The organism is Cellvibrio sp. (assembly GCF_046347455.1).
Classification (GTDB): domain Bacteria; phylum Pseudomonadota; class Gammaproteobacteria; order Pseudomonadales; family Cellvibrionaceae; genus Cellvibrio.
This window is the reverse complement of the sequence record NZ_JAXMGC010000005.1, coordinates 208,068-221,402: the sequence shown is the minus strand read 5'-3', so window position 1 is coordinate 221,402 and position 13,335 is coordinate 208,068. Positions and strand designations below refer to the sequence as shown.

The window sequence follows — 13,335 nt, the reverse complement described above, 5'->3', positions numbered from 1 at the left end:
GCGCGATTTACTGCGCCGGAATTTTTAAGGTTTGACCGAGCTTTACAACATCGGTTTTCATATTGTTTGCTTTGCGAATTTTTGCTGCGCTGATTTTATATTGCGCCGCAATGCTGCTCAGTGTGTCACCGCTAATAACAACATGCTTTCGCGCAAGTGCCGGGTGAGGTTCAGGTGCAACGATTTTTTTCACTGGCTTTTCACTGGAATTTTTTACCGGCGAACTTTTTTCTGGTGCGCGCTCAGCCACCGTAGATGTGGATGCCGGGCTCGACACAGGATGTTGCGCAAAATATTGGCGCACGCCTTTAAAAATCGCTTGCGCCATTTTTTCACGGTAATCTTGCGACGCTAATTTTTTTGATTCCGCCGCGTTTGAAATAAAACCGGTTTCAACCAAAATTGACGGCACATCTGGCGACTTCAACACAACAAACCCAGCTTGCTCGACGTGCTTGGCATGGAGCGGTGTGATCGCGGAAATGGCATTCAATACGTTGCTGCCGACTTGCAAACTCGAATTCACAGTAGCGGTCATGGATAAATCCACCAATACGCCCGCAAGCTGCGGATCTTTATCTTCCAAGCTCACGCCGCCAACGCGCCCAATCAAATCAGAATCGTTTTCGCGTTGCGCGAGAAAACGCGCCATTTCACTGGTTGCACCTTTGCGTGACAGTGCAAACACAGATGCACCAAAGGCGCTGGAATCGGTAAATGAATCAGCATGAATGGAAATAAATAAATCAGCCTTCATGTCGCGTGCAAGATCGCGCCGTTTTTGCAGCTCTACAAAATAATCACCACTGCGGGTAAGACGTGCACTAAAGCCCGGTTGCGCGTTAATAACGCTTACCAATTCTTTGGCAATGGCGAGAGTAACATCTTTTTCGCGCATATTTTGGGGGCCAAGCGCACCTGAATCAGCCCCGCCGTGACCGGCGTCTACGGCAATCAAAATGCTGCGACCATTGGCTGTTTTGCTATCACTGAGAGCAGAGTCTGAACTGGCTTTGGGGCTTGTAGGAACATCGCTTTCCATAACCGATTCAATATTGACTGGCTCTTTGTCGGAAAGGGGCGTTTTCATTTCTTCAGATGCAATGTCAAACAAATCGATCACCAAACGATCGTCATTGCCGTCACCTTTTTTGAGCACAAAACTTTTCGGCGAAACTTTTCGCTTCAGGTCGAAAACCAAACGCAAGTCCGTGTCGTTAACTTTTGAGCTACGCACAATTTCGATAGGTGTATCCCCTAAAGGGAGCTTGCCCAGGCGCGACTGCAGGCGGCTGTCGGTTACATCCAAAATAATCCGCGTAGGATTATTGGCCAACACAAGGTTGTAGCGCACGGGTGCATCCAAATCGAGCACTACACGGGTGTAATCTTCAGCGCGCCAAACGCGTACAGATTTCACTGTCGCTGCTTGCGCAATATCAACGCAACAAAAAACCAGAGCGCAAAACACAAGGCGCAGGGGTTGCGAACATAAGGGGAGCAGAAATTTCAAGAACACCAAAAAACCTATTTTTATGAAATCGCCTAAACTGGAGCAAAGGGCCGCTTTGCCAAACCCGCACTCTACCGCAGCAGCTGCGCCTGAACCAGCAAATTTGCCAACAGTTTCTCCTTTCCAACCTGCGGTCTTGCGTGAAAACTGCCAAGTCTGCATTGATGGTTTAAGCTGAAACTATTGGCCGTTAATATTTGGAATCGCTATGCGCAAAACCTCATTTAAATCATTCGCTCCCGTCGCCTTATACAGCGCCATCCTCACGCTGAGCTGGGCACAACCTGCCCTCGCAATTGATTACGGCATTTACGACGCCCGAGCACTCGCCATGGGCGGCACAACCCTCGCTGTGGGCAACACCGCGCAAGGCCAATATTACAACCCCGCGCTACTAGCCTTTCACATAGGCGATGAGGACAAAACCCGCGATGGCCGCACTTATTTTCCCACCATGGTTGTACAAGCGACAGATACAGTAGATTCAGCCATTAACGCTGTGGACGACGAGTTAGACACCAAACTCAGCAATTCGGTCAATGCCTATAACGCATTGAGAACAGCTGCAAGCGCCGGAGCGGTGGCCACCAGTGCTCAAGATTTGCGCAAAGTACTGGATGACATCGCCAATAAAGACGTAACCGTAAACGGCTTTTTCGGACTATCCGTCAGCGAGCCTAGCGATCACGAAGGTGGTGCGTTTTATCTCGGTGCCCGCGTGATAGGCGCAGGCACATCCAAAATTACAGAGTCTGATTTGTCGCTGTTGGATGAATACATCACGGCCATGAATCAACTGGCGGGCGGCGCCAACCCGCTCACGGTAGCGGCACAACACCCCAAACTGGTTAACGCGGACGGAACACTGAAAGACCCCACCGCAACCTTAAGTTCATCCGCTGATGTTAGCGCATTGGCCATTAGCGAATGGGGTATGGCGATGGGTAAAGAGTTCACCTTTTGGGGTCAAGCCGTTTCCTTGGGTGTAACACCCAAATTAATGCGAGTGGATGCCTACCGCGATGATGCCAATTTCAATACATCAACTGCCGCCAGTGTTGACGATACGCTTAATCAATTTTCCGATACCAAAAGCACTCACATTGCGCTCAATGCCGATGTGGGTGCCGCTGCCATTATTGCCGAACATTATCGCGTGGGCATTGCGGTCAAAGATGCAATCGCAAAAGATTTTACTACCCATCAAGAAGCCGACCCGGTCACCGGTGTAGCGCGGCCAGATCTGGTTGTGAAACTCCGCCCGCGTTCGCGCATGGGTTTGGGTTACGTAACGGAAAATTTCAGCATTGGTTTGGATTACGATCTGCAAGAATCCACGCCCATTGCCAACGAAGCGCCCAATCAAGATTTAACCTTGGGTGCGGAATACACCTTGTTTGATAGCCTCGCCCTGCGCGTGGGTTATCGCCAAGACCGAACCGGCTTTCACGCAAACGCCACATCGGGCGGATTAGGATTTCGCTGGATGCGCTTTGTAATGGATATCGGCTACTCGCAAAGCGCTGATATGAAAGCGGGGGGATTGCAAATGGGGTGGACGTTTTAGAACACACTGTGACAGAAGAAACGCGCTCTTCTGTCGCCAACAAACCAAGCTTAAAAATCAAATAAATCCGAAAGAAAGCTTTCCCGCTTTTTCTTGTAATAACCACCTTGATAATGCGGATTATGCCCATGGTTGTCATACTGGGGCGCCGGCTGCTGATCATGCCGTGGTGGCGTAGCTGTAGGCGGGACTGCGGATCGCTCAATAATTTTATCCAGCTCTCCGCGATCTAACCAAACACCTCTACACTGTGGACAATAATCAATTTCAATACCGTGGCGCTCGGACATCACCAAACTAATTGTTTTGCATACAGGGCAATTCATTTTGGATTCTCCATTGAGTTTAAGTCATCAATAACCATAGAAACCTTAAGGCATGAATCCTATGCATTCATCGGTGAAGTCCGCTAAAAATTACCGCTGACAAAAAAGGGGACGTAGGAAATTTTTATCCACCCTTTTTCGCTTTTTTCATTCCGAAAATTTGTATATTTTGGGTACACGAATTGTCTGGGAATTTTGGCTTCTGTTTCTATGGGACAAGCGCTTACAAAAAACTTTTTCCCCGTCAGCATTTATTATCTCGCCTGAGAGCACCTCGCCAAAAGATTGAAGTTTTTCCAGTGCTTGCGCTCGATATACATCCATTTCTATATTTTTAGGCGCACTCTTTGATACTACAGCTACGACAAAATCTCCACTTACTGCCGCCCAACAACGCCCAGGCTTAATTTGATCAACATTCTTCTCAACTACAATCATCATAAATCCTCATTAGTTCCTTCATTAATAACGGCCATCGCACCCAAACCGACATTTTTGTGCATGGAATAATAAGCCAGAAATGAAGATAAGGGGATATTTTTCGAAGGCATCGATAGCCTCATCCCTCATCAATCACATTATTCCTTTTACAGACCTGTAACAAAAGCCATCCTAAACCCTCTCTATATCAGAGCACTTACTTGGCTCATTCGCCAATAAGGTATGAAATAAACGGAGGCGCGAATGTCATCTATAAACGGCTTAAACACATCAACCTGCTGCTCAAGCGTTACAGCAACAGAAAGTAAAATTGCAGATTTGCAGCGTCAATGCGCGGATTGGCGAGGCTGTCCTACCACACCTACGGAGGAAAAAGAAAAAATTATTTCTGCTTTACAAGCACAAATCGAGTCTTTGAAATCTGCTGAAGTGAATAGAAATGAAATTCCACAAGCACACGCCGCTTATGATGTGAGAGATCAATTGGTACCGACTGAACAAGTATTAATAGCCGATGGTGTTAATAGGCCGACCCAAGACCCGCTCGTCGTGAGCGGTAGCGTTTTAAATACTTCAATATAATCGGCATTTTATTTTTCTATCGCTCAATTTTATAAATAACATCCAAACTCTGATTTTTTCCAGACTCGGCTTCAAGGCGTAATTTTTCGCTGAGTTGGTAGCGCACGCCCAGCGAAAAGGTTTGGTCAAACAAGCCCACTATGTAGCGAATAAATAATTTAGGTGTGATGTATTTTCCCATCCATAACTCACTTTGATCCAAGCCTTTGTCTGCCTTCACGGTAATTTCATCAATGTGAAAAAAATGTGCGATATCGGAAGTCATGCCTTCGCCGTTATCCATCCCCAAACTGCTGATTGCACCAATTAGGGAATAAGCATCTGCTTGCGAAGACTCGGATAATTTTTTTCCGGTAAGCAACATGGCCATAGCTTGGCTATCGGTTGCGGCGGGAATTGCGAAGACACTACTCTTAGGGTGCTGTAAGGTTCCGCCAATTTCCAAACCTGCCATGCCTTCATCGAGCACACGCGTTGCGCGAATATCCAAACCGGGGTTATCGTAAGGCCCTTGGAAAATTAAACGGCCGCGCTCAATCACCAAATCTTGCCCGTAGGCTTTGTAATTACCTTTGCCAACCGCTACAAAACCCGTTACAAAGGTTTGCCGTTTTTCTTCCTTTAGCACATTCACTTTGCCTAACAACTGCGTATCCAAACCAAAGCCTTTAAAGCGAACATCATCGCCAAAATATAAAATTACATTGGTGTAAAACGGGATTGTTTTTTTGGCGTTAATTGCGGCGAACTCTTGTTCATTTTTAATAACAACCACATCACTACTCACACGCGTAGCTGTAGCCGGCAGGGTTTTTAGCGCAGCTCGCGCCCACGGAATTTCGGTACTACCAGCAAGATTAATGGCATTTGCATTGGCAGATAAAGTTAAGTTTGGGCTCAGCGTTGCAGTCATTTGAGGCTGTTCAATAAAACGAATATTGGCTCCGTAAATATTGCTTTGCCAAGACCACTGCGGTGTACCTAAATTTTCCAAATCGCCACGCACCATGAGCGCGCCCTCACCTGAGGTTACTTGCCCTTCCACATGAACCTGACCAGTGCGCTGCGCATTTATTTTTAAGCTTGCATCATGTAGAACCAACCCCAACTTGGGTAGATTGGCGCTGCCATTATTAATAGAAATATTGCCAAACAACTCAGGCTTCTCTGCGGTACCCGCAATACTCATATTGGCTGATGCAGCGCCTTGCACATCATTTAAAAATGGCAACATGCTTTCAAGGGGAGCTAAATCATTTAGCGACGCAACTAACTTGCCTTGAATTTTTTTATCCTTAAGCGAATATTTCCCGTCAGCACTAACCAGACCATAGGGCGCCCAATCCATTTGTAGGCTGGTTGTTAGCTGGTCATTTTTAATAGCCGCGTCCAAGCTGCCTTTTTTGAGGGGATAGGTTTCAGCTTTGCCACCTTGAAATTGGTAAAGGAGCTGAACATCGCGAGTATCCAGATGGGTTTCCATAACCATGGATTTATTAGGCGGCGCGAGCAAATTTAGTTCACCTTCAATTACACCGCTTATAACCGCTTCTGGCTTAAGCCACGCCTGCAATTGGTTTATTGGAACTGCTGTTGCATTGGCTTGTAGTTTTAAACCACTTATGGGGTTCCATTGACCCTGCGCGCACAACAAAGGAGTTTCAGCGGTGATTCCTTTTGTAGTGAGGCACAAGTTTCCAAATTCAGCTGATTTCTTTGCTGGCTGCGTGTTGTATTGCATTGGCAATGACGAAGCCAAACTCCATGCAGACATTTTTTTCGCGCGCAGATTTAATGCCTTGAGGTCGCCACGCCAAATTTCGTTTTGCCATTTACCATCGAGCGCAAGACTTGCAGCTCCTAAATCCGGACTTTCAAGTTGTGCTTCAATGCTATGCTGCGCTAAAGCGCCAGACCCCTTGACTGTGAAATGAGATATGTATTGCCCGGCTAATTGAAGATGTGCAGCATTCAATAATAAATCGTAATTCTGCGTATCCGCCTTTGGGCTCAGGCTCAGCGATAAATTATTAACGGCATAATCGCGCCAGGAAAATTCGTTGACCTGCCCTTTTAGATTTAGGCGCGGCTCTGACTTTTTCCCAGTAATTTTACCAGCGGAAATAATACTGCCGTGAATAGATGGATCAATTTGACCCAATAAAGGCGCATCAATTTTCCACTCAAGATTTAGATCATCTCCGGTACTTCCTTTTAGCGAAACTTGATTTGCACCTATCGCAAGATTTGCATCTGAAGAACTCCAATAGGCACCATCATATTCAACCTGGCCGCTTGCCGACACAGCAAGCCCGCGTAAATCACCCAACAGTTTTATCTCACTGAGCGAAAGCTCAACGCCATTGGAAACCTCCGTTTTTCTGCCAGGATTGTAACTCCCTTTTGCCTTGACCGAAGCTGCCAAATCGCTGGGCCAATCTGCAATAAATTGTTGGAGATTTAAATGCTCCGTAGCAAGATTCACATCCCATTGCCAATCTGTTAAGCCTTGCAAATTACCATTAAGTAAAACTGCATTGCTGATTTCATACTCTTTACCACTCACGGGTGAGTCACTTTTACTTTGAACAAGTAAATTTAAATTTTCAAAATGTGCTTTGAAAAGATTCTCACCCTCTTTATAGCCCGCTTGGGATGTGCCTGCGACTACGAGGCGGTTTAAATTAGTATTAGCTTGCAGGTTTGCACTTATAGCAAACTTATCCAACCAACCGTTTAAATTAAGTTGCCCTTTGGTTGTGCCTTTAATTACTTGCTTTGCAGGAGACTTATTCGCAATTTGCAGGCTCTGGTTATTAGCAAAATCAAGGTATCTCATCCATTCCGCAGGAAGGTTTTGCTCTGGCCATATAAGATTAATGTTTGCTGTTGGTACTGTTTTGCGCTCATGGAGCGCAGGTGAAATACTTGCTGTTAATGTCATGTTTAAGGGCTGAGAGAACACCTGCTTTAACTTGAGCGTTTTTAAGTCGCCATCAATTGCTAAACGGCCAGCAACACTCAATGGGCTTGCAGAATTATTTTCCGCCGATGATTTAAGTTTAAGCTGCCAATCTGCTTTAACATCCAAATCGTAGGGATAACGCAAGGCCATTGCGCCATTCAAACTGATTTTGCCTTGACGATTGGCTACGGAAAAATCATGGGCACGCAAATGTAAGGTGCCTAAACCCACGCTACCTGTGATTGATTCGAGAGGAACCAGAGTCTCACCTTGGCGAAATTCAATATCGCGCAAATCAATTCCATCTAACTTGATTCGCACCGGTTGCGCCAAGCTTGGCCACTCATAGTGTTCCGGTTCGGGTTCCTTTTTTGACGGTGGCAAATTGATACGAATTTTTTCCGCAGACAACGAATCAATATTCACCGATGTGTAGAGCAATCCACTTGGTTGCCAACGAAAGGATAATTTTTCGCCTTGAATAGCGACATCACCTTTGTGATAGCTAAAGCTGGATATATCCAAACCAGACAATAAATTTCCATGCAGCTCACCCAGATTTATTTCAAACTTGTTCGCTGCTTTTCGCACCACCCAGTGGCTACCGGTTTCGGTAGACATTAGGCTACTTAACAGAGCAATAATAATACTCAGAAACAAAAAGAATCCGACTATGTACTTTTTGAGACGAGAGAATGAGTTAAGACGTGGTAGCTTCATGATTACAAGTCCGGCCCCATACTAATGTGCAAATTCCATGCTTTGCCATCATCCAATGCGCGCGCTATATCAATTCGCACTGGGCCAATGGGTGATATCCACCGCACACCAACACCTGCACCGCGTTTTAAATCAAAATTAAAATCGTCTGATGCGTTACCCACATCGTAAAACGCGGCGAGCGCCCAATTGGGGCGAACGCGGTAATCATATTCAATGCTGTTGACTAACACGTTTTTACCGCCGATAACTTCTTGAATTACCTCGCCTGTTTTTTCATCGCGTTTTACTTCACCGGTTTTATTATCGACAGCGTCTGCCTTGGGGCCGAGAGACTTGTAATCATAACCGCGTACACTTGTACCACCACCGGCAAAAAAGCGCACAGATACAGGCAACTCATCAAAATCATTTACCTTGGTAACACCCAATTCGCTGCGCAATAAAAAGCGGCCACCGCCAAATTCGTAAATATATTTACCGCGCAAATAGAGCTGCTCGTAACTCACATAGGAGCCAAGCGTTTTAGGCGAGCCGGAAAGACGCGCCAACATACTCCAGCCTTGTAATGGGTACGGTGTAGCGTCAGTTTGGGTGCGAGAAAAAGTGACCGAGGGAATGAGTAGGTGCGTGTATTTTTCTTTACCGGCCAGAATTGAATCTTCATTTTCAACATTAACCGCATAGGTGTGCAGCCATTTGTTGCGCTCATAGTTTGTATAGCTCGCGCCATAGGTATCTTTATTGCTGTAGGTATCATCGGTTACTTCCTTCTCGTAACCGGCGTAGACTTTTAAAAATTCATATGAGGGATTGGAGAGCGGAATGGTGTATGCAACTTGCGCGGTGTTTTTTATGTTTGACGCGCTCAAGTCAGCCTTCAGGCTGTGACCGGCACTGTTTACATAACGGTTTTCAAAACCAAGCAGCACGCGCGGGCCTGTATCCGTACTAAAGCCCGCACCGGTTGAATATGAAAACCGCTTGCGCTCTTCTAGCTGGATATTAATATCAACGCTGTTGTCATGTCGGTTTTGTAAATCCGGTGATGCAGTTGCAACTGAAAAATAATTGCTCGAGTTGTAATAGCTCTTCAGCTCTAGCAATTTATCGGTATCGTAATAATCACCCTGATGAATATTTAAAAAGCCCTCCAGAAAATCCTTACTCAAAATATTGTGCGTTATGTGGATATCACCTATGCGATACCGTGCGCCCGTGTTGTAAATTAATTCAACATTGGCGGTATTGTCTGATTGGTTGACTGTAACGCGCGCAACATCAAAATGACCATCAAAGTAGCCGTGACTGGTTGCCAAGGTCGTTATGCGATTCTTGAAATTTTCGTAGCGCCCATGATGCAAATAATCGCCAATACGAATATCCGGTTTATCGTAGAGCTCCTTAAAGATATCGCCTTGCGCACCGTCGTCGCGAATAATCAAGGTGAACCCGGCTATCTTTGCCTGTTCACGTGGCGTCAACAAGATGTTTAATTGCCAGCACTCCCCGACGCGAGCGAGATTGGTAGCAAAATTTAATTGGTAATAACCCAAGGCTTGGGCGGCCTGTTGAATTTCACGCTCTGCTTCGAGCATTAGGGAATTGATTCGCCAATCGGGCGCAGCGCAAGATTCATCGGCAATACTGAGATACTGACGGATATTATCGCGCAGCTCAGGTGAGCCGCCATCAATACGAATTTCCGGTGAGGGCGCAGCGTGCGCAGGATAAAAAAAGGCAACCACACTCAGCGCGAGAAAAATACGCACCAAGTGTCTGCACAGCGAGCGGCGATACAATTGACGAATTGTAACAATCAACAGTAAATCCTTATGGAACAAGGCGGTCATGAGCCAGTTTCACCACTTTACCCTAGCATGAGAAACACTCAAGGGATTATTGTCAGATTCCGTTATAATCTGCCCAACCGTTTTTAGGGGCTCTAACCCCAGCATCAGGCGAACGCCTTTAGGAAAATTACACATGCTCAGTTACCGTCACGCCTTTCATGCGGGCAATTTTGCCGATGTGCTTAAACACAGTCTGTTACTACACACACTTAACTATATGACCCAGAAAGAGAAGCCGCTGCGGATTATAGATACCCACGCAGGCGCGGGTGCTTACACCTTTAGCAGCAACCAGCCTATTAAAAACCGAGAGTATGAAAATGGCGTAGGCAAATTGTGGAAAAGAGATGACCTACCCGCAACGCTTCAGGATTACATAAATTTTGTAAAAGCTTTTAACGACGGTGATCGGCTGCAACACTACCCCGGCTCGCCACTTTTTATGCAGGCCGCCTTACGCCCTAAAGACAATTTGTTTTTACACGAGTTGCACAGCACTGATTGGCGACTATTAAACGATGTAATTGGAGACGACAGGCAAGTCAAAATTATTGATGACGATGGGCTCGCTGGTATGCAGGGACTGTTACCACCTCCCGATAGACGCGGACTGGTTTTTATAGACCCTTCGTATGAATTGAAAAACGATTACCACGAGGTCGTCAAGCAAGTCATTAGTGCTCACAAGCGTTTTGCAACCGGGACTTATGTTATTTGGTACCCGGTCGTTTTGCGCCAACGTATAGACGATATGCAAAAAGCCTTGATTAAAAGCGGAATTAAAAATATTCAATTGTTTGAGTTGGGTATTGCGCCAGACAGCCCAGAGTACGGCATGAATTCCAGTGGTTTGTTTGTTATAAATCCGCCTTGGACTTTATGGAAAGCCATGGAAGAAACACTACCTTACCTTGCAGAAGTGCTGGGTGAAAATGGCGAAGGTTTTTATCGCCTTGAACAACTTGTTGCGGAATAAAAAAATGGCCATGAAAAAAGCAACCAAAGCCGCGCTTTACTCTGCGTTAATTTTTCCCGGTGTGGGTTTGTTATGGCTAAAGCATTATGCGCGCGCCGCGATTTTTATAACACCTACACTGATCGCGTTCTGGTACTTGTGCTCAACCCTCTACAATTCCATTGCGCCGGTGTATTTAAAAATGTTGCGGGATGCTGAGGAGGGTATTTTAGTTGTTGATCCATCTAATCTAGATGCACTTTACCTCAAACTGTCACAAGAAATTTATCAGAGCATTGCCAGCCACCAAGATCAACTCTTTGTTGCCAAAGCCATTTTGGTCGCCGCTTGGCTGTGCAGCATTATTTCATCGTATTTCTTAGGTAAGAAACAAGACTTGCTGGATGATGCCGAGAACACAACTTTCAAACCTTAACGCATTTGAGCCTAGTAGACGGAAAATTCAATGAACCCCACCATCATTTCTATTTTGCTGTTAATTTGCAGCAACGTATTTATGACCTTTGCGTGGTACGCCCATTTAAAAGAACTTAATAACAAACCCTGGATTATTGCCGCACTGGTGAGCTGGGGAATAGCCTTGTTTGAATATTTGCTACAGGTGCCCGCAAATCGTATTGGACACACGGTGATGAATGTGGGTCAACTCAAAATTTTGCAAGAAGTTATCACTATTAGCGTATTTGTGCCCTTCGCCTATTTTTATTTGAAAGAGCCCCTCAAACTTGATTATTTGTGGGCAGGCCTCTGCATGCTCGGCGCTGTCTTTTTTATGTTTAGAGATAAACTGCATTAAATAATTTTGAATAAAAAAGCCAGATTAGCATTCACCAATCCAGCTTTTTAGTTTTGAAAAAAACTAACATTACTTTATTTGCATGGACGCATCTTTTTTGTCGATTTCTTCCAGAGTATTGAAGAATCTTTCCACTTCAGGAGGCACTGAGTTATCAAAGTCGCCTAAACCAAGCCTACGGCGCTCTTGCTGCAAGTCAGTAATGATCTGATTCGCACGCTCAGCTACAAATTTTTGCTCAGTTTCGTTTAAGGTAATGCCTTGCAACTTCTTAAAAGTTCTAGCACTATCTCGATTCATCCATTTTTCTCCCCTCAACTCTCCAGCAGAATACAAAGCCAAAACCTCTAAGGCAGCATATCTTTTTTCCTCCGGCGTTTTTGAAAACATGTACACCTCACTTTCATAACGTGTTGCAAGTCTTACAAAAGCAAATGTCGAACCCCATATAGCCGCATTACGAAACTGCTGAGTAGAAGAGGCTAGGCCATTCTCACGAACAAACTCTTCCGTCATGTACAGCTTTGCTAAAGCATCAATTGCGCGAAGGTCACCTTTGGCAGCTAAGGTTTCAAGCGTCGCCTGATCGTATGAGCGGTAGGATTGATTTTGATCGTCAAAATCATAGTACCCCTGCTCGATATACCATTTGTGAACTTTCTCTCGTTCGGCAGCATTACCCATTAAGAAGATTTCTTCCTCAGGTTTTTTCTCATGCTGAACTATATCCGCTTTTTCATTTAAGCTTTTATTGCTTGGCATGAGCGATGCTCTAAGTGGCTCCCGGTCGCCCCCCCCCTCCTTCTCCTCCGACGCATAATTTGTGAAATAAATTTTTTGGCCAACATAAGCGCCTGCAAGGCCCAGCAAGATAAGGGCAAATAAGATTTTACGAATGTTATTTATCATTTTTACGATCCTTTAGTTTATTGATAGACTACGGACATTCCTTTGACAATGCTACCGTAGCTTCTGAAAGCAAAACGTTACACTGTTGAACTCTTGCCTCTTTCTCTCCAGCCCAATACGACCTACAGCTTGTACTATATGACGCACCAAGAATCCAAGATAAACTAAAAGAAAAATTCGAGCACCGATTGCCCTCTATATTTGTAGTTTGTATAGCGTCAAGCACACATTTATCTCTCTGAAGTGCAATAGCTGCCGGTTGCGATTTACAGTATTTATCTTGCAGTTCCTTTTTCTTAGCTTCTGTATCTTTTTTAGCTTGATCTTCTAAACTACCTCCACCGCCGCCACCGCCCGGTCCACCGGGGCCACCTTGGCCCGCGCCTGCACCTCCCGGAAGCGGCCCAGCATCAGGCACCTCAAAGCACACTTCTTTTTTTACAATCGTCCCTGACGAACACATGTTAACGCTGCCGCAACCTCCCGTTGTAGGGATTTCTATTATTCGGCATTCCAGACGGGCATGAGCACTTACCCCAAAAAATAAAAATACCAAAAAGACGATGAGGTTAGGTATAGAAAATTTAGTCGCACTATATTTCATACTTGCAAATCCTTATTAACGTTATTAGATGATCGAATATTGCCGCACTAACAATTAATTGCATGCTGGCGAAGCGCATGCTA

The 13,335-nt window shown here is 45.3% G+C and carries 12 protein-coding genes; 5 read left to right on the top strand and 7 right to left on the bottom strand.

Going from position 1 to position 13,335, the window contains the following annotated elements:
- Positions 1-7 precede the first annotated feature (7 nt).
- Positions 8-1,420: an N-acetylmuramoyl-L-alanine amidase gene (locus tag U1F02_RS11200; RefSeq protein WP_409990479.1), complete on the bottom strand. Its 1,413-nt coding sequence runs from the start codon at positions 1,418-1,420 to the stop codon at positions 8-10.
- 301 nt (positions 1,421-1,721) lie between these two features.
- Between U1F02_RS11200 and traF the strand changes: the two genes are divergently transcribed.
- On the top strand, positions 1,722-3,080 hold the full coding sequence (gene traF, locus U1F02_RS11195; protein WP_409990478.1) for a conjugal transfer protein TraF: 1,359 nt from the start codon (positions 1,722-1,724) through the stop codon (positions 3,078-3,080).
- 50 nt (positions 3,081-3,130) lie between these two features.
- Here traF and U1F02_RS11190 read toward each other — a convergent pair whose 3' ends face one another.
- Both U1F02_RS11190 and U1F02_RS11185 read right to left on the bottom strand, forming a co-directional pair.
- A complete protein-coding gene (locus U1F02_RS11190; protein ID WP_409990477.1) occupies positions 3,131-3,406 on the bottom strand; it encodes a zf-TFIIB domain-containing protein in 276 nt (91 codons plus the stop codon).
- Positions 3,407-3,553: 147 nt separating this feature from the next.
- The gene (locus U1F02_RS11185) at positions 3,554-3,847 is read right to left on the bottom strand and encodes a hypothetical protein (RefSeq protein WP_409990476.1); all 294 of its coding nucleotides are present in this window, start codon (positions 3,845-3,847) and stop codon (positions 3,554-3,556) included.
- Positions 3,848-4,090: 243 nt separating this feature from the next.
- Here U1F02_RS11185 and U1F02_RS11180 point away from each other — a divergent pair, with 243 nt between their 5' ends.
- The gene (locus tag U1F02_RS11180; RefSeq protein ID WP_409990475.1) at positions 4,091-4,429 is read left to right on the top strand and encodes a hypothetical protein; all 339 of its coding nucleotides are present in this window, start codon (positions 4,091-4,093) and stop codon (positions 4,427-4,429) included.
- Between the two features lie 16 nt (positions 4,430-4,445).
- On the opposite strand, the gene U1F02_RS11175 is transcribed toward U1F02_RS11180, so the two are convergent.
- Both U1F02_RS11175 and U1F02_RS11170 read right to left on the bottom strand, forming a co-directional pair.
- A complete protein-coding gene (locus U1F02_RS11175; protein WP_409990474.1) occupies positions 4,446-8,114 on the bottom strand; it encodes a translocation/assembly module TamB domain-containing protein in 3,669 nt (1,222 codons plus the stop codon).
- A 2-nt stretch (positions 8,115-8,116) separates the two neighbouring features.
- Positions 8,117-9,967 (bottom strand): autotransporter assembly complex protein TamA, encoded by a 1,851-nt coding sequence (locus tag U1F02_RS11170; RefSeq protein ID WP_409990473.1) that lies wholly within the window; start codon positions 9,965-9,967, stop codon positions 8,117-8,119.
- A 133-nt stretch (positions 9,968-10,100) separates the two neighbouring features.
- On the opposite strand from U1F02_RS11170, the gene U1F02_RS11165 reads away from it, so the two are divergent.
- Genes U1F02_RS11165 through U1F02_RS11155 form a run of 3 tightly spaced genes read left to right on the top strand, consistent with a single transcriptional unit; the run spans position 10,101 to position 11,739 of the window.
- Complete coding sequence (locus U1F02_RS11165; protein WP_409990472.1) at positions 10,101-10,943, top strand: 23S rRNA (adenine(2030)-N(6))-methyltransferase RlmJ; 843 nt, start codon at positions 10,101-10,103, stop codon at positions 10,941-10,943.
- 4 nt (positions 10,944-10,947) lie between these two features.
- Positions 10,948-11,358, top strand: a complete 411-nt coding sequence (locus tag U1F02_RS11160; RefSeq protein ID WP_409990471.1) for a hypothetical protein — start codon at positions 10,948-10,950, stop codon at positions 11,356-11,358.
- A 30-nt stretch (positions 11,359-11,388) separates the two neighbouring features.
- Positions 11,389-11,739, top strand: a complete 351-nt coding sequence (locus U1F02_RS11155) for a DMT family protein (RefSeq protein ID WP_409990470.1) — start codon at positions 11,389-11,391, stop codon at positions 11,737-11,739.
- Positions 11,740-11,808: 69 nt separating this feature from the next.
- Here the strand turns inward: U1F02_RS11155 and U1F02_RS11150 are convergent, their stop codons facing one another.
- Both U1F02_RS11150 and U1F02_RS11145 read right to left on the bottom strand, forming a co-directional pair.
- Positions 11,809-12,648 carry a hypothetical protein gene (locus U1F02_RS11150; protein WP_409990469.1) on the bottom strand — a complete coding sequence of 280 codons (840 nt, stop codon included), beginning with the start codon at positions 12,646-12,648 and terminating at the stop codon, positions 11,809-11,811.
- A gap of 28 nt (positions 12,649-12,676) precedes the next feature.
- On the bottom strand, positions 12,677-13,252 hold the full coding sequence (locus tag U1F02_RS11145; RefSeq protein WP_409990468.1) for a hypothetical protein: 576 nt from the start codon (positions 13,250-13,252) through the stop codon (positions 12,677-12,679).
- Between the last annotated feature and the right edge of the window lie 83 nt (positions 13,253-13,335).

What these genes read in the sequence shown, in the direction of transcription:
- U1F02_RS11185 (WP_409990476.1), bottom strand. Translation starts at nt 3,847, where the DNA reads ATGATGATTGTAGTTGAGAAGAATGTTGATCAAATTAAGCCTGGGCGT.
- U1F02_RS11160 (WP_409990471.1), top strand. Translation starts at nt 10,948, where the DNA reads ATGGCCATGAAAAAAGCAACCAAAGCCGCGCTTTACTCTGCGTTAATT.
- U1F02_RS11180 (WP_409990475.1), top strand. Translation starts at nt 4,091, where the DNA reads ATGTCATCTATAAACGGCTTAAACACATCAACCTGCTGCTCAAGCGTT.
- U1F02_RS11170 (WP_409990473.1), bottom strand. Translation starts at nt 9,967, where the DNA reads ATGACCGCCTTGTTCCATAAGGATTTACTGTTGATTGTTACAATTCGT.
- U1F02_RS11175 (WP_409990474.1), bottom strand. Translation starts at nt 8,114, where the DNA reads ATGAAGCTACCACGTCTTAACTCATTCTCTCGTCTCAAAAAGTACATA.
- U1F02_RS11190 (WP_409990477.1), bottom strand. Translation starts at nt 3,406, where the DNA reads ATGAATTGCCCTGTATGCAAAACAATTAGTTTGGTGATGTCCGAGCGC.
- U1F02_RS11155 (WP_409990470.1), top strand. Translation starts at nt 11,389, where the DNA reads ATGAACCCCACCATCATTTCTATTTTGCTGTTAATTTGCAGCAACGTA.
- U1F02_RS11145 (WP_409990468.1), bottom strand. Translation starts at nt 13,252, where the DNA reads ATGAAATATAGTGCGACTAAATTTTCTATACCTAACCTCATCGTCTTT.
- U1F02_RS11150 (WP_409990469.1), bottom strand. Translation starts at nt 12,648, where the DNA reads ATGATAAATAACATTCGTAAAATCTTATTTGCCCTTATCTTGCTGGGC.
- traF (WP_409990478.1), top strand. Translation starts at nt 1,722, where the DNA reads ATGCGCAAAACCTCATTTAAATCATTCGCTCCCGTCGCCTTATACAGC.
- U1F02_RS11165 (WP_409990472.1), top strand. Translation starts at nt 10,101, where the DNA reads ATGCTCAGTTACCGTCACGCCTTTCATGCGGGCAATTTTGCCGATGTG.